A 24,901-nucleotide genomic window follows, 5' to 3' on the forward strand; every position below is an offset into this window, starting at 1 on the left:
AATGTATTACTTTGTTTCGTATGTTTTAATTTTTCCTACGCGGTTTTCGTGACGACCACCTTCATAGTCAGTTGTTAACCAGATTTTCGCGATATCACGCGCTAGACCAGCACCAATTACACGCTCGCCCATTGCTAGCATGTTAGTGTCATTATGCTCTCTCGTTGCTTTCGCGCTGAAAGTATCATGAACTAACGCACAACGGATACCATTTACTTTGTTTGCTGCGATTGACATACCAATGCCTGTCCCACAAACTAAAATACCACGATCCACTTCACCATTCGCTACCATTTCAGCTGCTGGAAACGCAAAGTCAGGGTAATCAACAGAACCAGCCTCACATTCACAACCTAAATCAACATATTCAATATTTAACTCTTCTAATAAATTTACAAGTTCTTTGCGGATATTCATACCGCCGTGATCAGATGCTATTACTACTTTCATTTTTACCCCTCCAAAGTTTCAATCAATTATCTTCATTTCACACTCGCTACCTCAATAGGACGAAGTGATCTCCAATATCGTATTATACACGAAACATCAACCTACCGAATGTTTTTTCAGTAAAGTTTGTACAAGTTTTTCCATCTCATCTAACGTTTCTTTATAAATAGAAAGCGAGCCTCCAAATGGATCTGAAATGTCCTTGCCTATACCTTCAGTTAATCCATATAACGTATTCAATTTCTTTTCAACACTCGGATAATGCCCAAGTACAATTTGTTTATGATTTTCTGTCATCGTTACGACAATATCAGCCCAATCAAGCAAAGTTTCGTTTACTTGCTGCGCGGTATGGTCAATTGAAATCCCTTTTTCAGCTAAAGCTTCCTTCGCATGTACCGATGCATCGCTCCCAGGATAGGCGAAAACACCGGCAGATTGTACTTCAAACCTATCTCCTCCGTGATGACGAAGCAACGCCTCAGCCATTGGACTACGACATGTATTGCCAGTACAAACAAATAATACTCGTTTCATCCAAACCCACCCCTATATTCGATTTCTTACCACTCATCATAACTTACATTAGAATAGAACAAAAGAAATGTGAATATACAAAAGGCGCATTTCTCTTATATTTTTTCTAAGAAAAATGCGCCTTATCCACATATATGTGAAACCCTATTTCCAAGTGCCCAGAGTATTTTAACATACCTACTGAATATGCAACAAAAATAAGGAATCCATTTCATACGAAACGGATTCCTCTTATACAGCAATTATTTCATTGTAACTTTCATTACTTCTGTTGAACCTTTTGTAGCTGTTACGCCTACAGTTGTCTTAATAGACTCAGCTGCATCTGTGTTTGTAATAACGATTGGAGTAATTGTGCTTTTCGCTTTTTCACGGATTAATTCTAAGTCGAATGAGATTAATTTATCTCCAGCTTTTACAGCTTGGCCTTCAGAAACGTGAGCCTCGAAACCTTCGCCTTCCATTTTTACAGTTTCTAATCCAACGTGGATTAAAATTTCTGTGCCATTTTTCGCTTTAATTCCGATAGCATGTTTTGTGTGGAATAATTGTACGATTTCACCATCAACTGGAGATACAACTACACCTTCAGTAGGATCGATTGCAACACCGTCACCCATCATACGACCAGCGAATACTGGATCTGGTACTTCTTCAATATTTTTCACTGCTCCAGTTAATGGAGCTACGATTGTTTCTTCATTTGTTTTTGAACCAAGACCGAATAATTTTTTAAACATAGGATAGTCCTCCTTATAATTTACCTAAAAGTTTATAGGGCAATCCCTAGTAAAGCTCGGGATACATGTAAGACTTCATACTTCGAATATTATACTGTAAAAACGCTTTCGAAATAAATTACGTCATTACTAATAGACTCTTATTGTAGCGCTTCACAAAATTCCAGTCAATTCTGATTGTCTGAATAACAATAAGAAGTTAACTTCTATTTATATTTTCTCTTTTTTTGCCCAACTTGTCTAGAGGTCTTTACCACATTTTATTTTTTGTTGTTAATTTGTAAAATTTAATTCAAACTTTTTTCAAAATCCACTTGACTAAAGTAAGTAACTATTTTATCATTACTTACGTAAGGTAAGTTAATAACTTTTAGGAGGTTTTTAAAAATGATGGATTTCGGTCTACTTATTATTCGTCTTATTATAGGAATTACATTCATGGGTCATGGCGCTCAAAAATTATTTGGTTGGTTCGGCGGTTACGGTTTAAAAGGAACAGGTGGCTGGATGGAGTCAATCGGTTTACGCCCTGGTGTATTTATGGCATTTATGGCTGGCGCAACTGAATTACTAGGTGGTTTCTTATTCGCATCAGGTATTTTCATTGTAGTTGGTTCATTATTTATCGTTGGAACAATGTTAATGGCTATCTTCACTGTTCACGGAAAAAATGGTTACTGGGTAACACAAAATGGATATGAATATAACTTAATGTTAATCGCTGTTGCTGTTGGTGTAGCTTTAATCGGACCTGGCGCATACGTTTTACTTTAATTTTTATCTCAGATTTGAGATTCTTGAAAAAGAACTTACTTCATTACAATTGAAGTAAGTTCTTTTTATGAAACAAAATATTATTTCCAGCAGGATTTTCTCATCGTTATCTTGTAAACAAACAATAAGTATTCATATTTAGAAAGGGGATTACAAGCATGTTATCCATTAATCCAAATGAACAAACTGAAAAAGATAATTACAAATTACTTACTGGAAGTATCATCCCTCGCCCTGTCGCATTCGTTACTTCTTTAACAAAAGACGGTGTATTAAACGGCGCACCATATAGTTATTTTAATATTGTCGCTGCTAATCCACCACTTATCTCAGTATCTGTACAACGAAAAGCCGGAGAAAGAAAGGACACTTCCCGAAACGCAATTGAAAAAGGTGAATTTGTCGTACATATTTCTGACGAATCATATGTAGCAGCAATTAATGAAACAGCAGCTAATCTCCCGCCAAATGAAAGTGAAATTGAACTAGCAAAACTAACACCAATTGAAAGTGAAGTCATCTCCGTTCCAGGTGTAAAAGAAGCAAATATTCGAATGGAATGCGTATTAGAACGTGCAATTCCACTTGGTGGAACAGAAGACTCACCAGCTTGTGATCTACTAATTGGACGCGTCGTTCGTTTCCACGTTGCCGAACATCTATATGAAAAAGGGCGCATTCACGCAGAAGGACTCAAACCAATAAGCCGCCTAGCAGGACACAACTATGCAAAATTAGGAGAACAATTTGAATTAGTTAGGCCAATCTAAAAGTGGAAGCGGCTCGCTCAGAATCGATTCCTGCCATCACTTAAACATAAAAATCCCCTGCTTTTTAGCAGGGGATTTTTATCATTGTAATTCTTCCTTCTTTTCCTCTAAAGTAGGCAGTTTTTCTTTTTTCGGTTTCCCTAGCTTAATTACGAAGAAGTATAGGGAAAGCAGTGTAATAAGAAAAACAATTAAAAACGGGTACGGAGAGTAAAAGGCACGCGCCGCCTCAGTCTTTCCCGCAACAAATTTCAATGACTCAATATCTAAAAACTCAGCAAACATTTGTACACCGAGCATACTAAACCAAAAAACAAAAAAACTTATAATAACACCAAAAACTTGCTTTAATCTCGTCATTCATCTCATCCTTTCTATATCTGTAATTTTTAGTGCAATAAATATAGTACAAACAAAATATTCACAGAAAGGAACCATCTCACCATTCACGAATTAACTTAATCCAACCTAACATCGAAATTTGCAAAATAATACCCCAAATTATAAGTATTCTTAGCCATCAAGGAAAGAAGGTTAAAAACTTAACATACCATTCCAATAGCTTGTTCATAATTCCCTCCTACATAAAATTATATAGGAAAAAGGATATATAATCCAAATCCAACCAAAATGATACCACCTACTATCTCACCATATGTACCGAGCATATCTTTCGCATGTCTCCCAATTAATAAACCAATCCACGCTAATAACATGCTAACAAATCCAAAAAGTAATATTGTAATGATTGTTTGTGCCCCATAAATACCAAGACTAAGCCCTACTGAGAAACTATCTATACTAACGCCAAATGCAAATACGAATAGGCTAATTCCAATAGGGGCAGTTCTAGTCTCTTCATTTTGTAAAATGGTCGAATATACGATATAAAAACCTAGTCCGATTAATAAAATAGCACCCGCAAAATGTGCAATATCTCCATATTTCTCTGATAAAAAACGACCTAGTACCATTCCTATAAACGGCATAATAATATGAAATATCCCTATCGTCATACCAATATACAGGATTTGTCTTAACTTTAGGGGCATCATCCCCATACCAAGACTCACCGAGAACGCATCCATCCCTAAGGCGAATGCCATAATTATTAAAGGTATTAGCTGTTCAAACGTCATTCATGCCCCTCCTTGGACGTGCTACTTCACAATATGCTTATCCAAGGAGAAATATTCTGTTTGCTAATCGTACCTTATCATTCAATAATAATATGATGTCCTGCCGCTTTTGTTAAACGATTCATAATAGCATTTCCTATTCCTTCATTAGGGAACGACTCACTAAAAATAACATCCACTTCACTTGCATCAAATGTTCTAAGTACATCATATAATTTAGTCGCAACGCTAGCTAAGTCACTTCGAACACCACAAGATAATATAACATCTGCGCTATATACATGCTGATACTCTTCTGTCGTTAATACGCCTACTTTAAATCCTTCTTCCTTTTTCTCATCTACAAGATGCTGAATAAACTCACGTGAGCCCTCAACAATACTAAGTGGTGCTTTCGGCGCATAATGTGTGTATTTCATTCCAGGTGATTTCGGTTTTTCCTTCTCATCCTTTAAAGCTGGATCTAAAGAAACGGTACCTATCACTGCTTCTAATTGTTCTTTCGTAATCCCACCTGGACGTAATATTGTTGGAACCGTGCTTGTACAATCAATTACAGTTGATTCAACGCCTACTCCAGTTGCACCACCATCAACAATACCTGCGATCTTCCCGTTCAAATCTTCATATACGTGAGAAGCTAGTGTTGGACTTGGACGCCCTGAACGATTCGCACTTGGTGCCGCAACAGGTACATTCGCCTCTTCAATAAGAGCAAGTGCAATTGGATGATCAGGCATTCTTACTCCAACCGTATTAAGTCCTGCTGTCACCTTCTCTGAAATCCCTTCTTTTCTCGGCAAAATAATTGTTAATGGTCCTGGCCAAAAATGCGCCATTAACTTCTCTGCAACTGGTGGAATTTCTTTCACAATCCCATCTAACTGAGATTTTGTACCTATGTGGACAATGAGTGGATTATCACTCGGTCTTCCTTTCGCTTCGAAAATTTTCGCGATTGCTTCATCATCCATCGCGTTTGCACCTAACCCATATACTGTTTCCGTAGGGAAAGCAACCGCCTCATTTTCTCTTAATAATTTTGCTGCTTCTTGTAACTGTGGATAATATTTTTTTCTTTCCACAACATTATCCACAACCCACATATTTGTATGCATTTTTTTCCACGTCCTTTTCTACCCTTAAATACTTGTCTATTTTTAGTTTACTATGAGATTTATCCAAAAGACAAACAAGGTTTATCCACAAAATGTGGATAAACCTAATTAATCCGTGGATAACTTTGTGAATAGCTGACAATTTAGTATTATTGCATTCTGCTCTTTTATATTTTTACAAAAATGTTCTAACTGTTGAATTCCCTCTGGAACCTCATCCTTTTCTATAGTAAAAAAGTCAAAGAACTGAAAGATCGGTACAGATTGTGGATGGTTTGTTAGTAAGTACAATTGTTGAACACTTTTTTCTTTCATATACTGCAAAAACATTTCAAAAAAATATAAGAAAGTCTGTTTATCCACATGAGGTGTGAATAAACAAGAACGAATAAGTACATCTTCCCCACTTTGTTCATAACCAATTACAGCTCGTATTTCTTCCGCCTCTTCCAAAATCATAAATTGTGCGTACAACTCATTTATTTTATCATCTTTTTTATTAGCTTGTCCGAAAAAAGAATGTAATCTTTCCACATCTGCTTTCGTAGCAAAATACACTTTCTTCATAATAAATCCCTCCTCATTTTTATATATGAGGAGGGATTTATTAATAGTACTATTTAGAGAATAAAGATGTAAAAGCTTCTACAATAAACAATTTAACTTCTGGCTTTTCTTCTTCCTCTTCTACTTTTACATACTCATTTTGCTTTTCTTGTTTTTTCTCCACAGGTTTCTCCACTTTTTCCACAGTTTTTGTTTCTTCTTTACTTACAGGCTGCTCTTCAACTTTTGTTTCATTTTTTACTACTTTCTTTTCAGAAGCTGTTACTTTTTTTACTACTTCCTGTTTTACAACTTTCGTTTCTTTTACCTTATCCACTTTCTTCTCTTCTGTATTTACTACTTCCTCATCTAGTTGTTTCACCTGCTCCTCTTCAGGAGATTCCGCCTTCACAACGTGCTCTTCTTTTCTTACAGCTGTCCCACTCGAAAAATCTAAGAAACACATTGGTGGAAATAATACACACCACCAGTTCGCCCCTTCACCTTCTCCAATTGTAATCAATACCGCTTCATATTCTCCTGCTGGATAAATAAAATTCCCATATACCTTTGTAGGAAACTTTACATTCTTACTAAATTTCACTTGAAATGATTCTTTACTCCCTTCTCTTTTTAACGTATTTTCCACCGTTTTCTCGATTTCTGGAATATGACTTTGAATTACTTTACGCGCCTCTTCAAATGAAGTTAAATCCGCTACCCATCCATCAATTTGTGCTTTTACTTCATCACGCACTTTACGCTTTAATGCCTGGTCTTTATCTGAATCACTATTTGCTAAAATTCGTAATCGAACGGCCTCTTTCGGAATAACTGAAGGCCCTTTTGCATCAGCTTTCATATATCCAAACTGCACAAGTAACTGTGCACCAATTAATAATATAAGAAGATAAGCAATAACTTGTTTTTTCATTTCCTCCACCGTCCCCTCTACAAACAGTGTGGACAAACTTTCATATTTCTAAACTATTAAATTCAAAATCTATATGAATTTTCCCACAAAAAAATGGAGTAAGGTGTGAACCTTACTCCATCTCTGCAAATACCATACGATCTTTTCCGTTAATATCGAAAACAACCTCAACATGGGCATGTGGAAAAGCTTGTTGTAACAATCTTTTTACATCCTCACCTTGTCCTACTCCAATTTCAAACGCTACAATTGCTTTCTCCTGCAACACATTCGGCAATTCTTCCATAAAACGGCGATAAAAATCTAATCCGTCTTCTCCACCAACAAGTGCTCTCTTCGGCTCATGCTCTTTCACAACAGGAGAAAGACCACGCCAATCCTCTTCCGGTATATATGGAGGATTTGAAACAACAACATCTAGCTTTTGACCCGTTTTATGAAATGGTGACAATAAATCACCGTGATAGAACGTTACTTCTGCACCTAAAGCTTTTGCATTTTCTTTTGCAACTTCAATCGACTTTTGTGCAATATCTACTGTATATACGTGGAGATTTTTATTTTCTAAAGCAAGCGTAATAGAAATCGCTCCACTACCTGTGCCTATATCTGCTACATGTAGTTCCTTGTCGCCAAAATGGCGCTCAATTCTTTCTAATACTCCTACTATAAGCTCTTCCGTTTCCGGTCTTGGTATTAATACTTCTTCATTCACAAAGAACGACCGGCCATAAAACATTTCATAACCAATCATATATTGAATAGGAATACCTTCTACATGCTTGTGGATAAACTCCGTAAAGCTTGCCTCTTGTTCCTCATTTATTTCTTCACGCATATTCATAAGTAATCCTGTTCTGTTCATCTTTAATACATGACAAAGGACAATTTCTCCCGCATTTTCATCTCGTCCATTTTCCTGTAAAAAAGAAGAAGCCCATTTCAGGGCTTCATAGACACGCATTACTCAGCTGCCTCCATCCTTTGAGCCTGATCTTCCATCACTAAGGCATTGATGAAATCATCTAACTTACCTTGTAAGATTTGATCTAGCTTTTGAATCGTTAAACCGATTCGATGGTCTGTAACACGGTTTTGCGGGAAGTTATACGTACGAATACGCTCTGAACGATCACCCGTACCAACAGCTTGTTTACGGTTTTGATCATATTCAGCTTGTGCTTCTTGTCTAAACTTATCATAAACACGTGCGCGTAATACTTTCATCGCTTTTTCTTTATTCTTAATTTGTGATTTCTCATCCTGACAAGATACAACTACACCAGTCGGTAAATGCGTTAAACGTACCGCTGACATCGTTGTATTAACACTTTGTCCACCAGGACCACTAGAAGCGAATGTATCAACACGAACATCTTTCTCGTGAATGTCGATTTCTACTTCTTCTGCCTCTGGTAATACAGCTACAGTTGCTGTAGATGTATGAATACGTCCACCAGATTCCGTTTCAGGAACACGTTGTACACGGTGAGCACCATTCTCGAATTTCAGCTTCGCGAAAGCACCTTTACCGTTAATCATAAAGATAATCTCTTTATATCCACCTAACTCTGTATAGCTAGCCTCGATAATTTCTGTTTTCCAACCTTGAACCTCAGCATAACGGCTATACATGCGGTATAAGTCACCAGCAAATAAAGCGGCCTCGTCGCCACCAGCAGCCCCACGAACCTCAACGATAACGTTCTTATCATCATTAGGGTCCTTTGGAACTAGTAAAATTTTCAGACGTTCTGATAACGTTTTTTCTTGTGATTCTAACTCAGAAACCTCTTCTTTTACCATGTCACGCATTTCTGCGTCTAACTTCTCTTCTAACATTGCTTTCGCATCTTTTAATTGCTCACGAACATCCTTATACTCACGATACACCTCTACCGTTTCCTGTATATCAGACTGTTCCTTTGAATATTCACGAAGTTTATTTGTATCGCTAATAACCTCTGGGTCACTTAACAATTCATTTAACTTCTCATAACGATTTTCTACAGCTTGCAAACGATCTAACACATCATTCACCTCTACATCCTAGTATCTAATACAAATAGTATATGGTACTTACTCAAAAAAACGCAAATTATATTTAAAAGCGTAAGCGGCTCACACCACCCACACTCTCTATTCTGAAAAAAACCCGCCTTGCGCAGCGAGTTTTACTTATCTTTGTTTGTAGGAACTGCATGACAATGACGACAGCGTGGCTCATACGATTCTGAAGCCCCAACTAAAATAATCGGATCATCAAATGCCGCTGGTTCTCCATCAATTAATCGTTGTGTACGACTTGCCGGAGATCCACATGCAGAACATACTGCTTGTAGCTTTGTTACATGTTCAGCAATCGCCATCAGCTGAGGAACTTGTCCAAATGGTAGACCACGGAAATCTTGGTCTAAACCAGCTACAATGACACGATAGCCACGATTTGCCAATACTTGCACCACTTCCACAATGTCCCCATCAAAGAATTGTACCTCATCGATTGCAATTACATCCATATCTTCAGTGATATGTTCAAATATATCTTTTGAAGCTGAAACAGGAACTGCTTTTACCTTTAATCCGTTATGTGATACAACGTCTTCTTCACTATAGCGATTATCAATACATGGTTTAAATACAATTGCATGTTGTTTCGCAAATTGCGTACGGCGCACACGGCGGATTAACTCTTCTGATTTACCAGAAAACATACTACCGCAAATCACTTCAATCCAGCCATTTTGATTTATTAAGTACATGAAGCTCTCCTTTCATCTACTTTTTAGTTAAAAGTAGGGTAAAGGTATAATATTTTCACAAAAAAAACAGACAAGCGAATACATACACTTGCCTGTTTTATGTTTTTATTACTTGATACCGTATTTCTTATTGAAGCGATCAACGCGTCCGTCTGCAGTAGCAAACTTCTGACGTCCAGTGTAGAATGGGTGAGAATCAGAACTGATCTCAACTTTTAGTAATGGATAAGTGTTACCATCTTCCCACTCAACAGTTTCGCTAGAGCCTTTAGTAGACCCGCTTAAGAATTTGAAGCCTGTGTTTGTGTCCATGAATACAACTTTCTTGTAATCTGGGTGAATTCCTGCTTTCATTCTTTTCATCTCCTTCCGCCCTGAATCATTTTCGAAACAGAGTTTTTCATCTTCAGCTGCATACACAACTATATTGATGAAACACATATGATGAAATTATAACAAGGCTAACTTCATTTTGCAACTACCTGTTTTTGTCTTTTGAAATTAAAAGTGTAGACGGCTCGTTTAGCTCTGACTGGCTAAGGTTCTCTCGCACAAAAGGTGCTTTTTAACTTTAGTGCGGGAGGTTCTTAGACACGAAGAGCTAGCCGTCGGAACTAGATACAATTTAAAAGCAGAAGCGGCTCGTTCAGAATGGGAGGGGGATGGAGCTTCTGACGTAGAGGTGCTTTTTACCTCGTAGGAAGACGCGAAGCCACCGACCATTCTAGCCGCTGGAGCTGGATATCACCTTAAAAGTGGCGGGGGCTCGCTCAGCTCTGACCAGCTAAGGTTCTCCCACTTATTTCTCTCTTTAATATCACCTAAAAGGCATAAAAAACTCGCTTACTATAAAATAAGCGAGTCCCAATCTTTTCCCTTTACTTAGTTGTTACATATCTTTTCGAGTCTGCAACAATGTTTTGTAAAAATTCTTCGTTTGTCTTCGTTTGACGAAGCTTACGTAAGAAACTTTCAACAAAGTCTGGTGTATCACGCATTGTTTTACGAATGCCCCATAACTTGTCTAAATGCTCTTTTGGAATTAATAGATCTTCTTTACGTGTACCAGAACGACGAATATCAATCGCTGGGAAGATACGACGTTCAGCTAACGAACGATCTAAGTGAAGTTCCATATTTCCAGTTCCTTTAAATTCCTCGTAAATAACATCGTCCATACGAGATCCTGTATCAACAAGGGCTGTTGCTAAAATCGTTAAGCTACCGCCTTCTTCAATATTACGTGCAGCTCCAAAGAAACGCTTCGGTCTATGGAAAGCCGCTGGGTCGATACCACCCGATAATGTTCTACCACTTGGCGGAATAACGAGGTTGTAAGCTCGCGCTAAACGGGTAATACTATCCATTAAAATGATAACATCTTTTTTGTGCTCTACAAGACGCATTGCACGTTCTAACACAAGTTCAGCTACTTTAATATGATTTTCTGGTACTTCATCAAAAGTAGAACTTACAACGTCGCCCTTAACAGAACGTTCAATGTCTGTTACTTCCTCTGGACGCTCATCAATTAAAAGCACAATTAATTCTGCTTCTGGATGATTTGTTGTAACACTGTGTGCAATTTCTTTTAATAGACTTGTTTTACCAGCCTTTGGAGGCGCAACAATTAAACCACGTTGTCCAAATCCAACTGGTGCGATTAAATCCATGATACGTGTCGGTAACTTTTTCGGTTCCGTTTCCAATTTCATTTGGCGATCTGGGTATAATGGTGTTAATGCAGGGAAATGCACACGCTCTTTTGCTGAATCTGGATCATCTCCGTTTACAGCTTCAACTTGTAATAACCCAAAATAGCGTTCATTTTCTTTCGGAGGTCGTACTTTACCAGAAACTTTGTCTCCATTACGTAAATCGAAACGACGAATTTGCGAAGCTGAGATATAAATATCTTCTGAGCTTGGAGAATAGTTGATAGGACGTAGGAATCCAAATCCTTCTGATTGAATAATTTCTAATACGCCTTCCATGAAAAAGAAACCTTCTTTTTCTGCTCGAGCTTTCAAAATAGAAAAGATTAACTCTTTTTTCGTTAACTTGCTATAATACGAAATCTTAAATTCTTTCGCAAGCTCGTATAACTCTTTTAATTTCATGTTTTCTAATGCTGCAATTGACAAATTCATTCAGACACCACACTTTAACGTTATTCTCTTTTTTCATGGGTAAAGGGAAAAAATACGGAAGGCAAATAATTAATAATGAAAGGCAATAAGTTCAAGTAGGGTAATATTCACTATTGTAACCCTTTTATCTAGTTTTAATCAATACGTTGGAACACAAATACAAGAAGCGAAGACAAGAAAATTTGTCTTCGCTTCTTATTTAATTTAGTTCCGGCTCCGATAGTTAAAAAGATCGACCATTTTAACCTTTCTGAGCGAGCCGCTTCCACCTTTTACTTAATAACCAAGTTCGGTTTTTTATTTAAGCTATGACGACCATCTACGAAGCGAACTGTGCCTGATTTTGCACGCATAACAAGAGATTGTGTTGTTCCTACGCTACCTTTAAATTGAACACCACGTAATAGTTCACCATCTGTTACACCTGTTGCTGCAAAGATTGCATCGTCACCTTTTACTAAGTCCTCCATACGAAGGATACGATTAATGTCTTCTATGCCCATTTTTTTACAACGTGCTAATTCAGCTTCGTTTTGTGGCAATAGTTTTCCGTGAATTTCTCCACCTAAACATTTTAAAGCAACTGCTGCTAATACACCTTCAGGTGCTCCACCAGATCCAAATAAAATATCTACACCTGTACGATCAAACGCTGTATTAATTGCTCCAGCTACATCTCCATCATTAATTAATTTAATGCGAGCACCAGCTTTACGAATTTCTTCGATAATTTCTTGATGACGTGGGCGATTTAAAACTGTCGCTACAACATCTTCAATATCTTTATTTTTCGCTTTCGCAACTGCACGTAAGTTATCAATAATAGGCGCATCTATGTCGACCGCCCCAACTGCTTCTGGGCCAACCGCGATTTTATCCATGTACATGTCAGGAGCATGTAACAAATTACCGTGGTCTGCAATTGCAATAACAGCAAGAGCATTCCAGCCACCAGCTGCTACGATGTTTGTCCCTTCTAAAGGATCAACCGCAACGTCTACACGTGGTCCATATCCTGTACCTAATTTCTCTCCGATATATAGCATTGGTGCTTCATCCATCTCACCTTCACCAATTACGACTGTACCTTTCATCGGAATTGTATCAAATACATCACGCATAGCTGATGTTGCTGCACCGTCTGCTTCATCTTTTTTCCCGCGCCCCATCCAACGCGCTGATGATAATGCTGCAGCCTCTGTTACACGTACTAACTCCATAGATAAACTTCTTTCCACAATAATCCCTCTCCTTTAAGTCTTTATATTTCTGCCGTATTTTGTGAACCGTGTTTTTCTATAAAGTGTACTTCCGCAAGTAGTGATGCTTCGCTTCCCCCTTACGGAAGTATCACTTATGCGTTCTTCATCTCTTCAATTTCTTGTTTTGTCATTTGTTCTCGCCAAATGTTTGCTCCAAGCCCTTTAAGCTTGTCCACTATATTCTCATAACCTCGATCAATATGCTCAAGTCCTGTTACTTCTGTAATTCCATCTGCCATTAACCCTGCAATAACAAGTGCCGCTCCCGCTCGTAAATCACTCGCCTTCACTTTTGCACCTTGTAGTAACACAGGACCAGTTACAATTGCCGAACGACCTTCTACTTTAATTTGAGCATTCATACGACGTAATTCATCAATGTGTTTGAAACGGGCACCGTAAATTGTATCTGTTACAACTCCCGTCCCGTGTGCTTTTGTTAAAAGCGTCGTAAAAGGCTGTTGTAAATCTGTTGGAAAACCTGGATATACAAGCGTTTTGATATCAACTACTTTTAACTTTCTATTACCGTTCACTGTAATTTGATCATCATTCGTTTCAACTTGAACACCAGCTTCTCTTAGCTTAGCAGTAACTGATTCTAAATGCTGAGGAATAACGTTATCAACCGTTACTTCTCCTCCTGATGCAGCTCCTAGAATCATATACGTACCAGCTTCAATACGATCTGGGATGATAGTATGGTGACAACCATGTAAAGAGTCCACACCATCTATTCGGATTACATCTGTACCAGCACCTTTAATACGTGCTCCCATGCTTGTTAACAATGTAGCTACATCAATAATCTCGGGCTCTTTCGCTGCATTTTCAATAACAGTTCTACCTTTTGCTCGTACAGCTGCTAGCATAATATTAATCGTAGCCCCCACACTAACAACATCTAAATAAATACGTGCTCCATGTAGTTCATCTGCTCTTAAATAGATGGCACCTTGTTCATTTGTAACATGTGCACCTAGCGCTTCAAACCCTTTAATATGCTGATCAATCGGCCTCGGTCCTAAGTGACATCCACCCGGAAGCCCAATAACAGCTTTTTTAAAACGGCCAAGCATCGCACCCATTAAATAATAAGAAGCGCGCAATTTTTTCACTTTTCCATTTGGCAAAGGCATTGCAACCATGTTAGAAGGATCGACTACCATCTCTTCCTCCTGTCCATAAGTTACTTTCCCTCCAATTTCCTCTAGTAAGTCGCCTAACATTTTCACGTCCGAAATATTAGGGACACCACCAATAGTTACTGGAGTATCTGCTAAAATTGTCGCTGGAATTAATGCAACAGCACTGTTCTTTGCACCGCTTACTCGAATTGTTCCATTTAAAGCTCTTCCGCCTTCAATTAGCAATTTTTCCATATTGAGCTCCCTTCTTGTGAATGTATTTACTTTCTATCTTTTTATAGAAAGCTCCCCTTAAGAATCTCAATTACTCTTTCCATCCCAAAACTCAATAAATAGGAAACCATTATCTCTATTTCCCCTGTAGCACGAATAGATAAAGATCAACTATTCATCGAATTCACTTTATCAATTTAGATACGTTATCACATTTATTAATAGGACTATGCACATTATTTTCTATTTAAAAACCAAAAATGATAAAATCTTTCGACTTGTTCACGCTTTCATTATACAACGAAAGGAAACCGTCTAAAAGACTAGACGGTTTCCAAAACGGAATTTTATTCTTACGCTTTACCGTTAGAACCGAACTCACGCATTTTACCAGCAACAGTTGCTTTAATAGCGTCGCGGCCAGGTCCAATAAATTTACGAGGATCGTAAACTTCTTGGTCTTTGTTTAATACTTCACGAACAGCTTTTGTAAACTCGATTTGGTTCTCAGTGTTTACGTTGATTTTTGAAGTACCTAAAGAGATAGCTTTTACGATATCAGCAGTTGGGATACCAGTACCACCGTGTAATACTAAAGGTACGCCAGTGAAGTCACGAACTTGTTCCATTTCAGCGAATCCTAAGTTAGGCTCACCTTTGTAAGGACCGTGTACAGAACCTAAAGCTGGAGCTAGGCAATCGATACCTGTTGCTTCAACAAGGTGCTTACACTCTGCTGGGTCAGCGTAAATTACGCCTTCAGCGATTACGTCGTCTTCTTGTCCGCCAACTGTTCCAAGCTCAGCTTCAACAGATACGTTACGAGCGTGTGCGTATTCTACTACTTGTTTAGTAGTTTCAACGTTTTCTTCGAATGGGTGGTGAGAAGCGTCGATCATTACAGATGTGAAACCTGCATCGATTGCTTCTTTACATTTTTCGAAGCTTGAACCATGGTCAAGGTGAATTGCTACAGGAACAGTGATGTTCATTTCTTCGATTAAAGCTTTAACCATAGCTACAACTGTTTTGAAACCAGTCATATGACGAGCTGCACCCTCAGATACACCTAGGATTACAGGAGATTTTTCTTCTTCCGCAGCAGCTAAGATAGCTTGAGTCCACTCTAAGTTGTTCATGTTGAATTGACCAACTGCGTATTTTCCTTCTAGTGCTTTGTTTAGCATTTCTTTCATAGAAACTAAAGGCATGGTGAATCCTCCTAAAAAACGTTTTTTGTATCCGATAAGTTCTTATCGCTGGTAGTATGACCAGAATAAGGTAAAATATGTATATCTACATACCGGACTTTTTTCTACACTCAATAGGATAACAACTTGTACTCAAAAACTCAACCGTATTCACCTGCACAATAGTCCATGTAAACGCTTTTTTCCATATTTTTTATAAAAAATTCATTTTTACGCCTCTACAGCGAGCTCATTTCTCACAGCTTGACGAATTTCATCAATATCAAATGGTTTAGCAAAATGCATTAAAGCTCCTAAATCTTTTGCTTCTTGGATCATATCAAGCTCTCCATAAGCAGTCATTAAAATGACTTTAATACTCTCATCAATTTCTTTTACATGCTTTAAAATCTCTATACCATCCATGCCTGGAATTTTCATATCTAACACTACTAAATCTGGATTATCTTTTTTCACGATATCTAAAGCTTGAAATCCATTCGCTGCTTGGAATGTCTGATAACCTTCTTTTTGGAACACTTCATGTAATAACACACGAATCCCATATTGATCATCAACAATTAAAATTTTACCTTCCATAATTCCCAACCTTTCTGTGTAAGTACAAGATTTAAAGCTTCTTATATCTTAACGATTTATTTTCGCTATTCTTTGGCAAATTCCTTCCTATTCTTTCTTATTTTACCGTTTCCTATTTTGTTATGCTACCCTACGATTTCACCTTTCTAAAAAAATAAACTATAATGAAAGCCGGCAAGCACGCACGAAGGGAGTAATATTATGTTAAAAATTTTTTCAACTCAATTAAGTGGTTATTTCTCCAAAATTTCTCAAAAAGAAGAAATGAATATAGAAGATAGCGCTCGTTTACTTGCTCAAGCACTAGTTGGCGATGGTTTCATTTATTTATATGGTACAAATGAAATGGAGGGCGTTGTTGCCGAAGCACTATTCGGTGCTGAACCAATGAAGCAAGCAAAACGCTTATTTGAAAATGGTAAAGAAGCAGAAGTAACCTCTGCGGATCGTGTACTTCTTATTAGCCGTTTTTCAACAGATGAAGCGGTTGTAGAAATTGCAAAAAAACTACAAGAAGAGGGACACTCTATTGTCGGCATTTCTGCTCTTCAAGAAGGTACGGAATCACTGGAACAATATACAGACGTACATATTGATACAAAACTGTTAAAAGGTCTTATTCCAGACGATGAAGGTAATCGCTACGGGTTCCCAAGCTTAATAGTAGCTTTATTTGCTTATCACGGAATCAAATTTACAATTGATGAAATGTTAAATGAATATTAAAAAAAGCGCCTTATTTCAGGCGCTTTTTTTATTACTTGCTCTCTTTATTCGTAATAGAAGCTCTTACGAAGTCATGGAACAATGGTTGTGGACGGTTTGGACGAGAAACAAGTTCTGGGTGGAACTGTGCTGCCACGAACCAAGGGTGGTCTTTTAATTCAATGATTTCAACTAGACGGCCGTCTGGGCTTGTACCAGAGAATACAAATCCTTCTTTTTCCATATCCGGACGGAACTGATTGTTGAACTCATAACGATGACGATGACGCTCATATACAACCGGCTCATTATAAGCATTGTAAGCATTTGTTTCTTCAGCAAGCTTACATGGGTATAGACCAAGACGAAGTGTACCACCTAAGTCCTCTACATCTTTTTGTTCTGGTAATAAGTCAATGATTGCATATGGCGTATCAGGATTGATCTCAGAAGAGTTAGCACCTTCTAAACCTAATACATTACGTGCGAATTCAATTGATGCAAGTTGCATACCTAAGCAAATTCCTAAGAATGGAACTTTGTTTTCACGAGCATATTGAATCGCAACGATTTTACCTTCTACACCACGATCGCCGAAGCCACCTGGTACAAGGATACCATCTGTGTCTCCTACTAATTCTTGTACATTTTCTGCTGTTACGTGCTCAGCATTTACCCATTTTACTTCTACATCTGTGTCGAATGAGTAACCAGCATGACGAAGTGCTTCTACAACAGAAATATATGCATCTTGAAGTTCTACATATTTACCAACAAGAGCGATTTTTGTTTTCTTAGAAAGGTTACGTACTTTGTTAACTAGCGCAGTCCACTCTGTCATATCTGCAGCTGGATTGTCTAATTTTAAGTGGTCACAAACGATTTGGTCCATGTTTTGTTCTTGAAGAGATAATGGAACCGCATATAAAGTATCTGCATCGCGAGCTTCGATAACTGCTTTTGTATCGATGTCACAGAATAATGCAAGCTTGTCTTTCATATCTTGAGAAACAGGCATTTCTGTACGAACAACGATGATGTTTGGTTGAATACCTAAGCTACGAAGTTCTTTAACGCTATGTTGTGTTGGTTTTGTTTTCATTTCACCCGCTGCTTTTAAGTACGGGATTAACGTACAGTGAATGTACATTACATTGTCACGACCGATGTCGCTCTTAATTTGACGGATTGCTTCTAAGAATGGTAGAGACTCGATGTCACCAACAGTTCCACCGATTTCTGTAATAACAACATCCGCATTTGTTTCACGACCAGAACGATATACGCGTTCTTTAATTTCGTTAGTAATGTGAGGAATAACTTGAACCGTTCCTCCTAAATATTCACCGCGACGCTCTTTTTGAAGAACTGAAGAGTAAATTTTACCTGTTGTTACGTTGCTGTATTTGTTTAAGTTAATGTCGATGAAACGCTCATAGTGACCAAGGTCTAAGTCAGTTTCTGCGCCATCATCTGTTACGAATACCTCACCGTGTTGATATGGGCTCATAGTCCCTGGGTCTACGTTAATGTATGGATCAAACTTTTGAATCGTTACGTTTAAACCACGATTTTTTAAAAGTCTTCCAAGAGATGCTGCTGTAATACCTTTTCCTAAAGACGATACTACACCGCCTGTTACAAAAATATACTTAGTCATGAAAAAGCTCCCTTCTATTTTGCTGTTATATAATCACCGTTGCAAAGCGCAACGTATGTAGATAACACTGTATCCATCTTATTGTTAGACTCTTTTTATTTTCTAAACAAAAAACAAAAAAGAAAATTGCTCCCCTCATCACATAAAGTAATAAGTAGGGAGCAATTTTCTTTTATATTTACACTTTAAAAGTATTATCGTCCTTTTTTAAAGAGCCCAAAAATGATTCTACATGGACGATAATGAAAAGTCAAGAACTACAGTTCTTCCTCTTCTTCTTCTTCAGTTTCATCATACTCAAGTTCTTCTTCAGCGAAGTCGTCGTCTTCATCTTCTTCTAAATCATCAAGATCGTCGTCATCTCCGTCTTCATCTTCAAGAACCTTGTCCAAATCTTCTACATCATCTTCGTCGTCGTCTGCATTTCCGTCTGCATCGTCAAAGTCATCTTCATCTTCTTCAATGTAGTCGTCAAAACCGTCTTCCTCAACTTTACGTTTCTTCTTCGGTTTTGGCTGCGGTAAGATTTCTTCATCAATTTGCTCATATGGGTACCAGCTGCGTAGTCCCCAACGATTTTCTCCTAAATTAATGAAACGTCCATCGATGTTTAAGTCTGTATAAAATTGTGCGAGTTTCGCATTAACTTGCTCTTGAGATAGTCCCAGCACTTGAGCGATTTCTTGAACCAACTCGTTGAATGTCGTTGCTTGTTTTTTATCCCCTAAAACGCTATGTACAACTTCAATCATTGAACATTCTTTTAGCTCTTCTGGTGAATATTGCTTAAAATCCACTTATGCGGCACTTCCTTTCATCAAATATAACCTTATATATAACGGCCTGCTTAAAAAAATCCATACTATTCATTATAAACAAAAGTCGCACAAATATGCTACAAAAAAAACGGGAAACTTTTATATGGTAATAAAATTAATAATTTGTCTGTCCCTTATTTCGGAAGCATATGGGCCCCTTGCAATACATACCTAATTTGCATTTCTGTATATTCTTCGAGCGTATACAGTTTTTGCAGCGCCCAGCGTCTAAATCCCCACATCTGTCCTTGTATAAAAATATTATGGGCAAGAAGCTGTATTTCTTTTTTATTTAATGTAAATGTTCCATTTTCCGTACACTGTTCTAAAATATTCTCGAACATTCCTACCATTTGAAACTCCTTTTCTAATACATACGGAAGTGATTCTTTTGGTAAAAAGCGTACCTCTTGATACATTATCAATACTTCTTCCTGCAATTCGTCCATCACTTTAAAGTAATTCGTTATTGCTATCTTTAAACTTTCTATACTCCCTTTTTCTGTACACACTACTTCCTCTAATCGTTCTTTTACATGTTCATATATACTATCACAAACTAAATACAACACATCATCTTTTGTACGAATGTACTCATAAAGTGTCCCTATACTAAATCCAGCCGCTTTTGCAATTTCTCTCGTTGTTGTACGCGGAAATCCTTTTTGTTTAAACAGTTGCACCGCACCTTTAATCATTTGTTCACGTCTTAACGCAACTAATTTTTCATCTTTCACCGATGCATGTACATTATGTTTAACCATTCCCTTCACCTCTCTCTGTTATTTTTTGGAAGGAAAAAGCGTAGGAAAATACCTACGCTTTCGTCCCTACTTCGTTAACATACGAGAAATTACAAGCCTCTGAATCTCTTGTGTTCCTTCGTATATTTGTGTAATCTTTGCATCTCGCATATAACGCTCTACTGGATAATCTTTCGTATAACCGTAACCACCAAATACTTGCACCGCTTCAGTCGTCACCTTCATCGCTGTATCCCCTGCAAATACCTTTGACATCGCTGATTCTTTTCCATACGGAAGCCCTTCTGATTCAAGCCAAGCCGCTTGATATGTTAAAAGGCGTGCCGCTTCTACATCTGTTGCCATATCCGCAAGTTTAAAGCCAATCCCTTGCTGCGCCGCAATTGGTTTTCCAAATTGATGGCGCTCCCTTGCATATTCTACAGAAGCATCTAAAGCCCCTTGTGCAATACCAACAGCTTGCGCCGCAATACCGTTACGACCTCCATCTAATGTTTGCATCGCAACTTTAAATCCTTGCCCCTCTTCTCCAAGTAGATTCTCTACCGGAATACGGCAATCTTCAAACATAATTTCAGTCGTTGGTGAAGAGCGAATCCCTAGCTTGCTCTCCTTCTTCCCAACTGAAAATCCCGGTGTATCACTTTCTACAATAAATGCACTCGTACCGCGCTGCTTCGATTCAGGATCAGTTAGCGCAAAAACAACATAAATATCAGCAATACCGCCATTTGTAATGAAAATTTTTGATCCATTTAAAATATAATGGTCGCCATCTCTCTTTGCGATTGTCTTCATTCCACCAGCATCCGATCCAGATCCTGGCTCCGTTAAGCCGTATGCACCAATTTTCTTCCCTTCAGCCATCGGTCGTAAAAACTTTTGCTTTTGTTCTTCTGTCCCAAATTTAAAAATTGGCCATCCCGCAAGTGAAGTATGCGCAGATAGTGTTACACCTGTTGAAGCACAAACTCGAGATAATTCTTCAATCGCAATTACGTAAGCTAAGTAATCGCTTCCAATTCCGCCGTACTCTTCGGGCCATGGAATACCGGTTAAACCAAGCTCTGCCATTTGATCAAATAACTCTCGATCAAATCGCTCTTCCTCATCACGCTCAGCTGCTGTTGGTGCTACTTCATTTTTAGCAAAATCTCGAACCATTTTTCTTATCATTTCATGTTCTTCTGATAGTTTAAAATGCATCTCCGTCTCCCCCTCGCCCTTTTATAAAGCACGGCTAATAACAAGTTTCTGTATTTCACTTGTTCCTTCATATATTTGCGTGATTTTCGCATCCCGGAAAAATCGTTCTACTGGATATTCTTTCGTATAACCGTAACCACCAAATACTTGCACCGCCTCAATCGCGACTTCAACCGCTGTCTTAGAAGCAAATAATTTCGCAATAGATGCTTCTTTACCGCATGGTAATCCTTGTGCCCTAAGAGACGCCGCTCTATATACGAGTAACCTTGCCGCTTCGACACTTGTTGCCATATCTGCAAGCTTGAAGCCAATCCCTTGCTGCGCCGCAATTGGTTTCCCAAATTGTTCTCGTTCTTTTGCATAATCAATCGCACATGCAAGCGCCGCTTCAGCAATTCCTAACGCCTGTGCACCGATTCCAATTCGCCCAACATCTAAATTCGCCATCGCCACCTTGAATCCTTGTCCTTCTTCCCCAAGTAAATTCTCCGCTGGCACTTTCATATCTTCAAAAGTAAGTTGTACTGTACGAGAACCAAGGAGCCCCATCTTATGTTCATCTTTTCCGATGATTAAACCAGGTGTATCTTTCTCTACTATAAATGCAGAAATACCACTTTTTCCTGCCTCTGGATTTGTAGAAGCGAATACAATGTATGTACTTGCTTCACCACCATTTGTAATAAACACTTTCGATCCATTAATAATATAATGATCACCTTTTTTGACAGCTCTTGATTTCAAACTCCCTGCATCTGATCCTGCATTTGGCTCTGTTAAAGCAAATGCGCCTAAATATTCCCCGGTTGCAAGTTTAGAAACATATTTTTTCTTCTGTTCTTCTGTTCCGAAATATAAAATCGGATTCATTCCAACTGACGTATGTACAGCTAAAATTACACCAACTGTTGCACTTACCTTTGAGATTTCCTCAATTGCTAGAATATAAGAAATAAAATCCATTTCTGCCCCGCCGTATTTTGCAGGTGCTGGAATACCCATTAATCCAAGATCACCCATCTTTTGCAAAATCTCTTTCGGGAACACCCCTTGTTCCATACTAGGAACAAAGGGAGCTATTTCCTTCTGTGCAAAATCCCGAACCATTTTCCTCATCATTTGCTGCTCTTCATTAAAACGAAAGTTCATATATTCCGCCTCCATTTGCTATATATCCTTTAAATAATTTGGTAAGACCACTATTTTGTAACAAAAGGGGCATTTATTCGTAAACGTAGAATCCACGACCTGTTTTACGCCCTAACCATCCTGCATTCACATACTTACGTAATAACGGACATGGGCGATATTTACTATCTCCTAATCCTTCATGCAACACTTCCATAATGTATAAACACGTATCTAAACCGATAAAATCAGCGAGTGTCAAAGGCCCCATCGGATGGTTCATACCAAGCTTCATGACCTCATCAATTGCTTCTTTCGTCGCTACACCTTCATATAACGTATAAATTGCTTCGTTAATCATCGGTAGCAAAATGCGGTTTGATACAAAACCTGGGAAATCATTTACTTCAACTGGTACTTTCCCAATTTTTTTCGTAATATCTTCAATTGCTTCATATACTGCATCATCTGTAGCCAAACCACGAATAATCTCAACAAGCTTCATAACTGGAACTGGATTCATAAAGTGCATGCCGATTACTTTTTCCGGACGCTTCGTTACCGCTGCAATTTCTGTAATTGGCAGAGATGACGTATTTGTCGCTAAAATTGCGTGTTCTGGAGCAATTTCATCTAGATTCGCAAAGATTTTCTTTTTAATATCCATTTTCTCAACAGCTGCTTCAATAATAAGATCCGCTTCTCTCACACAATCTAAATCAAGCGTTACTGTAAGACGATTTAATGTCGCTTCCTTCTCTTCTTCCTTCATGCGTCCTTTTTCTACTTGGCGCGCTAAGTTTTTCGTAATGATAGCCAATCCTCTATCTAATTGCTCTTGTTTTAAATCTTGTACCTTCACGTCATATCCTGCCATTGCACATACTTGTGCAATTCCTGATCCCATTTGCCCTGCACCAATTACAACAATGTTTTGTACACCCATTTTTTCTTCCCCCTTAATTGTTAATAAATTTTATACCCTCGAACTTTAATTAGTGAACTTCAATCATCACTGCGTCCCCTTGACCGCCACCGCTACAAATCGATGCAATTCCAATTCCGCCGCCGCGCTGCTTAAGTGCATGGATTAGCGTAACGATAATGCGCGCTCCGCTTGCTCCAATTGGATGGCCCATCGCTACCGCGCCGCCGTTTACATTCAATTTTTCTGGATCAATTCCTGCGATTTCTGTACTTGCAATTGCTACCGCTGCAAATGCTTCATTAATCTCGAATAAATCGATGTCTTCAATTGTCTTGCCTGTTTTTTCAAGCAATGCGTTAATTGCATAACCTGGTGTTCTTGGAAAATCTTTAGATTCCACTGCAATTGCTGTATGCGCCAAAATTGTCGCTAATGGCTTTCTTCCTTCTTGCTTCGCTCTGTCTTCGCTCATTAACACAAGTGCGGCACCACCATCGTTTAGTCCTGGCGCATTACCAGCTGTCACCGCCGCTTCCTTATCAAATACAGGTTTTAACTTTGCTAACTTTTCAATCGTTGTATCTTCACGTGGCGCCTCATCCTTTGCAACGACAATAGGATCGCCTTTTCTTTGCGGGATCGTTACTGGCACGATCTCCTCTTCAAAACGTCCTTCTTTATGCGCTGAAACCGCACGCTGATGGCTACGATATGCCCATTCATCTTGTGCTTCGCGAGAAATTCCATCTTCCTTCGCAACTTCTCCGCCATAAACACCCATGTGTGTACCTGAAAATGCGCATGTTAAACCGTCAGCAACGTTTAAATCAATAACTTCGTTGTTGCCCATTCTGTATCCCCATCTTGCTCCGCGTAAAATGTAAGGACTGTTACTCATCGACTCCATACCGCCAGCTACAATCAGTGATTGATCGCCAGTACGAATAATTTGATCCGCTAACGTAACCGCACGAAGTCCTGATGCACAAACTTTATTCACTGTTTCCGTCTGCACTTCCCAAGGGATTCCAGCAGCCCTTGCAGCTTGACGCGATGGAATTTGCCCCTGTCCCCCCTGAATAACCGTTCCAAATATAACTTCTTCAACATCACTAGCCGCAACATTTGCTCTTTCAAGCGCTGCTTTAATTGCAATTCCTCCAAGTTCCGTCGCTTTTACATCTTTTAAAGATCCTCCAAATTTTCCAACTGGTGTTCTTGCAGCACTTAAAATAACTGTTTTACTCATGTTTCTTTCCCCCATTTCTTTTTTTAACACTGAGCGCTCGCTCGGTATCCCTACGTTGAGAAGAGGTGCAATCATTGCACCTCTTTCTAAAGTTGTATACATTCTTA

The 24,901-nt window shown here is 38.5% G+C and carries 27 protein-coding genes; 3 read left to right on the forward strand and 24 right to left on the reverse strand.

What is annotated here, in order from left to right:
- Nucleotides 1–6: 6 nt before the first annotated feature.
- The 3 genes from rpiB to ACW0JX_RS25990 form a co-directional block, all read right to left on the reverse strand.
- Nucleotides 7–450 (reverse strand): ribose 5-phosphate isomerase B, encoded by a 444-nt coding sequence (gene rpiB, locus ACW0JX_RS25980; protein ID WP_000869539.1) that lies wholly within the window; start codon nucleotides 448–450, stop codon nucleotides 7–9.
- Nucleotides 451–546: 96 nt separating this feature from the next.
- Complete coding sequence (locus ACW0JX_RS25985; protein ID WP_000832375.1) at nucleotides 547–987, reverse strand: low molecular weight protein arginine phosphatase; 441 nt, start codon at nucleotides 985–987, stop codon at nucleotides 547–549.
- 242 nt (nucleotides 988–1,229) lie between these two features.
- Entirely contained in the window at nucleotides 1,230–1,727 is a 498-nt protein-coding gene (locus ACW0JX_RS25990) for a PTS sugar transporter subunit IIA (RefSeq protein WP_000473666.1), read from the reverse strand.
- A gap of 387 nt (nucleotides 1,728–2,114) precedes the next feature.
- Here ACW0JX_RS25990 and ACW0JX_RS25995 point away from each other — a divergent pair, with 387 nt between their 5' ends.
- Both ACW0JX_RS25995 and ACW0JX_RS26000 read left to right on the forward strand, forming a co-directional pair.
- The gene (locus tag ACW0JX_RS25995) at nucleotides 2,115–2,501 is read left to right on the forward strand and encodes a DoxX family protein (protein WP_000968616.1); all 387 of its coding nucleotides are present in this window, start codon (nucleotides 2,115–2,117) and stop codon (nucleotides 2,499–2,501) included.
- Between the two features lie 158 nt (nucleotides 2,502–2,659).
- Nucleotides 2,660–3,271 carry a flavin reductase family protein gene (locus tag ACW0JX_RS26000; protein ID WP_000949045.1) on the forward strand — a complete coding sequence of 204 codons (612 nt, stop codon included), beginning with the start codon at nucleotides 2,660–2,662 and terminating at the stop codon, nucleotides 3,269–3,271.
- Nucleotides 3,272–3,352: 81 nt separating this feature from the next.
- Here ACW0JX_RS26000 and ACW0JX_RS26005 read toward each other — a convergent pair whose 3' ends face one another.
- From ACW0JX_RS26005 to spo0F, 14 genes are all read right to left on the reverse strand, one after another.
- A complete protein-coding gene (locus ACW0JX_RS26005) occupies nucleotides 3,353–3,631 on the reverse strand; it encodes a DUF3935 domain-containing protein (RefSeq protein WP_023523563.1) in 279 nt (92 codons plus the stop codon).
- A 230-nt stretch (nucleotides 3,632–3,861) separates the two neighbouring features.
- On the reverse strand, nucleotides 3,862–4,410 hold the full coding sequence (locus ACW0JX_RS26010) for a manganese efflux pump MntP (RefSeq protein ID WP_000142475.1): 549 nt from the start codon (nucleotides 4,408–4,410) through the stop codon (nucleotides 3,862–3,864).
- A 77-nt stretch (nucleotides 4,411–4,487) separates the two neighbouring features.
- Nucleotides 4,488–5,528 (reverse strand): L-threonylcarbamoyladenylate synthase, encoded by a 1,041-nt coding sequence (locus tag ACW0JX_RS26015; RefSeq protein ID WP_000557352.1) that lies wholly within the window; start codon nucleotides 5,526–5,528, stop codon nucleotides 4,488–4,490.
- Nucleotides 5,529–5,636: 108 nt separating this feature from the next.
- Nucleotides 5,637–6,095 (reverse strand): GNAT family N-acetyltransferase, encoded by a 459-nt coding sequence (locus ACW0JX_RS26020; protein WP_000758437.1) that lies wholly within the window; start codon nucleotides 6,093–6,095, stop codon nucleotides 5,637–5,639.
- Between the two features lie 49 nt (nucleotides 6,096–6,144).
- Nucleotides 6,145–7,008, reverse strand: a complete 864-nt coding sequence (gene spoIIR / locus ACW0JX_RS26025; protein ID WP_098678825.1) for a stage II sporulation protein R — start codon at nucleotides 7,006–7,008, stop codon at nucleotides 6,145–6,147.
- Between the two features lie 112 nt (nucleotides 7,009–7,120).
- Nucleotides 7,121–7,972: a peptide chain release factor N(5)-glutamine methyltransferase gene (prmC, locus tag ACW0JX_RS26030; protein WP_459245217.1), complete on the reverse strand. Its 852-nt coding sequence runs from the start codon at nucleotides 7,970–7,972 to the stop codon at nucleotides 7,121–7,123.
- Nucleotides 7,972–9,039: a peptide chain release factor 1 gene (gene prfA, locus ACW0JX_RS26035; RefSeq protein WP_000887066.1), complete on the reverse strand. Its 1,068-nt coding sequence runs from the start codon at nucleotides 9,037–9,039 to the stop codon at nucleotides 7,972–7,974. Before prfA ends, prmC begins: the two co-directional genes overlap by 1 nt.
- A gap of 143 nt (nucleotides 9,040–9,182) precedes the next feature.
- Entirely contained in the window at nucleotides 9,183–9,770 is a 588-nt protein-coding gene (locus ACW0JX_RS26040) for a thymidine kinase (protein WP_000280851.1), read from the reverse strand.
- 108 nt (nucleotides 9,771–9,878) lie between these two features.
- Nucleotides 9,879–10,124 (reverse strand): type B 50S ribosomal protein L31, encoded by a 246-nt coding sequence (locus ACW0JX_RS26045; RefSeq protein WP_000643435.1) that lies wholly within the window; start codon nucleotides 10,122–10,124, stop codon nucleotides 9,879–9,881.
- Between the two features lie 524 nt (nucleotides 10,125–10,648).
- The gene (rho, locus tag ACW0JX_RS26050; RefSeq protein ID WP_001053903.1) at nucleotides 10,649–11,920 is read right to left on the reverse strand and encodes a transcription termination factor Rho; all 1,272 of its coding nucleotides are present in this window, start codon (nucleotides 11,918–11,920) and stop codon (nucleotides 10,649–10,651) included.
- A 272-nt stretch (nucleotides 11,921–12,192) separates the two neighbouring features.
- The gene (gene glpX, locus ACW0JX_RS26055; protein ID WP_000442340.1) at nucleotides 12,193–13,158 is read right to left on the reverse strand and encodes a class II fructose-bisphosphatase; all 966 of its coding nucleotides are present in this window, start codon (nucleotides 13,156–13,158) and stop codon (nucleotides 12,193–12,195) included.
- A gap of 116 nt (nucleotides 13,159–13,274) precedes the next feature.
- Nucleotides 13,275–14,564 carry a UDP-N-acetylglucosamine 1-carboxyvinyltransferase gene (gene murA / locus ACW0JX_RS26060; protein WP_000413248.1) on the reverse strand — a complete coding sequence of 430 codons (1,290 nt, stop codon included), beginning with the start codon at nucleotides 14,562–14,564 and terminating at the stop codon, nucleotides 13,275–13,277.
- 332 nt (nucleotides 14,565–14,896) lie between these two features.
- Nucleotides 14,897–15,754: a class II fructose-bisphosphate aldolase gene (locus ACW0JX_RS26065; protein ID WP_001131856.1), complete on the reverse strand. Its 858-nt coding sequence runs from the start codon at nucleotides 15,752–15,754 to the stop codon at nucleotides 14,897–14,899.
- 210 nt (nucleotides 15,755–15,964) lie between these two features.
- Complete coding sequence (spo0F, locus tag ACW0JX_RS26070) at nucleotides 15,965–16,333, reverse strand: sporulation initiation phosphotransferase Spo0F (RefSeq protein WP_000398594.1); 369 nt, start codon at nucleotides 16,331–16,333, stop codon at nucleotides 15,965–15,967.
- Between the two features lie 201 nt (nucleotides 16,334–16,534).
- On the opposite strand from spo0F, the gene ACW0JX_RS26075 reads away from it, so the two are divergent.
- Entirely contained in the window at nucleotides 16,535–17,059 is a 525-nt protein-coding gene (locus tag ACW0JX_RS26075; protein ID WP_097920061.1) for a DUF2529 domain-containing protein, read from the forward strand.
- A gap of 31 nt (nucleotides 17,060–17,090) precedes the next feature.
- Here ACW0JX_RS26075 and pyrG read toward each other — a convergent pair whose 3' ends face one another.
- The 7 genes from pyrG to ACW0JX_RS26110 all read right to left on the reverse strand — a co-directional run bounded on the left by pyrG (nucleotide 17,091) and on the right by ACW0JX_RS26110 (nucleotide 24,896).
- Nucleotides 17,091–18,698, reverse strand: a complete 1,608-nt coding sequence (gene pyrG, locus ACW0JX_RS26080; protein WP_000170461.1) for a CTP synthase — start codon at nucleotides 18,696–18,698, stop codon at nucleotides 17,091–17,093.
- 257 nt (nucleotides 18,699–18,955) lie between these two features.
- Nucleotides 18,956–19,495 (reverse strand): DNA-directed RNA polymerase subunit delta, encoded by a 540-nt coding sequence (rpoE, locus tag ACW0JX_RS26085; RefSeq protein ID WP_053563307.1) that lies wholly within the window; start codon nucleotides 19,493–19,495, stop codon nucleotides 18,956–18,958.
- Nucleotides 19,496–19,650: 155 nt separating this feature from the next.
- Nucleotides 19,651–20,280, reverse strand: coding sequence for a TetR/AcrR family transcriptional regulator (locus tag ACW0JX_RS26090; protein ID WP_000238599.1), 630 nt, complete (start codon nucleotides 20,278–20,280; stop codon nucleotides 19,651–19,653).
- A 66-nt stretch (nucleotides 20,281–20,346) separates the two neighbouring features.
- Nucleotides 20,347–21,486 carry an acyl-CoA dehydrogenase AcdA gene (gene acdA / locus ACW0JX_RS26095; RefSeq protein WP_000545543.1) on the reverse strand — a complete coding sequence of 380 codons (1,140 nt, stop codon included), beginning with the start codon at nucleotides 21,484–21,486 and terminating at the stop codon, nucleotides 20,347–20,349.
- Nucleotides 21,487–21,507: 21 nt separating this feature from the next.
- Nucleotides 21,508–22,638 carry an acyl-CoA dehydrogenase gene (locus ACW0JX_RS26100; protein WP_001011166.1) on the reverse strand — a complete coding sequence of 377 codons (1,131 nt, stop codon included), beginning with the start codon at nucleotides 22,636–22,638 and terminating at the stop codon, nucleotides 21,508–21,510.
- 73 nt (nucleotides 22,639–22,711) lie between these two features.
- The gene (locus ACW0JX_RS26105; protein WP_459245218.1) at nucleotides 22,712–23,563 is read right to left on the reverse strand and encodes a 3-hydroxybutyryl-CoA dehydrogenase; all 852 of its coding nucleotides are present in this window, start codon (nucleotides 23,561–23,563) and stop codon (nucleotides 22,712–22,714) included.
- Nucleotides 23,564–23,612: 49 nt separating this feature from the next.
- The gene (locus ACW0JX_RS26110) at nucleotides 23,613–24,896 is read right to left on the reverse strand and encodes an acetyl-CoA C-acetyltransferase (RefSeq protein WP_120459809.1); all 1,284 of its coding nucleotides are present in this window, start codon (nucleotides 24,894–24,896) and stop codon (nucleotides 23,613–23,615) included.
- Nucleotides 24,897–24,901 lie beyond the last annotated feature (5 nt).

The organism is Bacillus sp. C-3-6, from assembly GCF_054509685.1.

Excerpts from the sequence above, each read along its gene's own strand:
- rpiB (WP_000869539.1), bottom strand. The coding sequence starts at position 450 with ATGAAAGTAGTAATAGCATCTGATCACGGCGGTATGAATATCCGCAAA.
- ACW0JX_RS25985 (WP_000832375.1), bottom strand. The coding sequence starts at position 987 with ATGAAACGAGTATTATTTGTTTGTACTGGCAATACATGTCGTAGTCCA.
- ACW0JX_RS25990 (WP_000473666.1), bottom strand. The coding sequence starts at position 1,727 with ATGTTTAAAAAATTATTCGGTCTTGGTTCAAAAACAAATGAAGAAACA.
- ACW0JX_RS25995 (WP_000968616.1), top strand. The coding sequence starts at position 2,115 with ATGATGGATTTCGGTCTACTTATTATTCGTCTTATTATAGGAATTACA.
- ACW0JX_RS26000 (WP_000949045.1), top strand. The coding sequence starts at position 2,660 with ATGTTATCCATTAATCCAAATGAACAAACTGAAAAAGATAATTACAAA.
- ACW0JX_RS26005 (WP_023523563.1), bottom strand. The coding sequence starts at position 3,631 with ATGACGAGATTAAAGCAAGTTTTTGGTGTTATTATAAGTTTTTTTGTT.
- ACW0JX_RS26010 (WP_000142475.1), bottom strand. The coding sequence starts at position 4,410 with ATGACGTTTGAACAGCTAATACCTTTAATAATTATGGCATTCGCCTTA.
- ACW0JX_RS26015 (WP_000557352.1), bottom strand. The coding sequence starts at position 5,528 with ATGCATACAAATATGTGGGTTGTGGATAATGTTGTGGAAAGAAAAAAA.
- ACW0JX_RS26020 (WP_000758437.1), bottom strand. The coding sequence starts at position 6,095 with ATGAAGAAAGTGTATTTTGCTACGAAAGCAGATGTGGAAAGATTACAT.
- spoIIR (WP_098678825.1), bottom strand. The coding sequence starts at position 7,008 with ATGAAAAAACAAGTTATTGCTTATCTTCTTATATTATTAATTGGTGCA.
- prmC (WP_459245217.1), bottom strand. The coding sequence starts at position 7,972 with ATGCGTGTCTATGAAGCCCTGAAATGGGCTTCTTCTTTTTTACAGGAA.
- ACW0JX_RS26040 (WP_000280851.1), bottom strand. The coding sequence starts at position 9,770 with ATGTACTTAATAAATCAAAATGGCTGGATTGAAGTGATTTGCGGTAGT.
- ACW0JX_RS26045 (WP_000643435.1), bottom strand. The coding sequence starts at position 10,124 with ATGAAAGCAGGAATTCACCCAGATTACAAGAAAGTTGTATTCATGGAC.
- rho (WP_001053903.1), bottom strand. The coding sequence starts at position 11,920 with ATGAATTTGTCAATTGCAGCATTAGAAAACATGAAATTAAAAGAGTTA.
- murA (WP_000413248.1), bottom strand. The coding sequence starts at position 14,564 with ATGGAAAAATTGCTAATTGAAGGCGGAAGAGCTTTAAATGGAACAATT.
- ACW0JX_RS26065 (WP_001131856.1), bottom strand. The coding sequence starts at position 15,754 with ATGCCTTTAGTTTCTATGAAAGAAATGCTAAACAAAGCACTAGAAGGA.
- spo0F (WP_000398594.1), bottom strand. The coding sequence starts at position 16,333 with ATGGAAGGTAAAATTTTAATTGTTGATGATCAATATGGGATTCGTGTG.
- ACW0JX_RS26075 (WP_097920061.1), top strand. The coding sequence starts at position 16,535 with ATGTTAAAAATTTTTTCAACTCAATTAAGTGGTTATTTCTCCAAAATT.
- pyrG (WP_000170461.1), bottom strand. The coding sequence starts at position 18,698 with ATGACTAAGTATATTTTTGTAACAGGCGGTGTAGTATCGTCTTTAGGA.
- ACW0JX_RS26090 (WP_000238599.1), bottom strand. The coding sequence starts at position 20,280 with ATGGTTAAACATAATGTACATGCATCGGTGAAAGATGAAAAATTAGTT.
- acdA (WP_000545543.1), bottom strand. The coding sequence starts at position 21,486 with ATGCATTTTAAACTATCAGAAGAACATGAAATGATAAGAAAAATGGTT.
- ACW0JX_RS26100 (WP_001011166.1), bottom strand. The coding sequence starts at position 22,638 with ATGAACTTTCGTTTTAATGAAGAGCAGCAAATGATGAGGAAAATGGTT.
- ACW0JX_RS26105 (WP_459245218.1), bottom strand. The coding sequence starts at position 23,563 with ATGGGTGTACAAAACATTGTTGTAATTGGTGCAGGGCAAATGGGATCA.
- ACW0JX_RS26110 (WP_120459809.1), bottom strand. The coding sequence starts at position 24,896 with ATGTATACAACTTTAGAAAGAGGTGCAATGATTGCACCTCTTCTCAAC.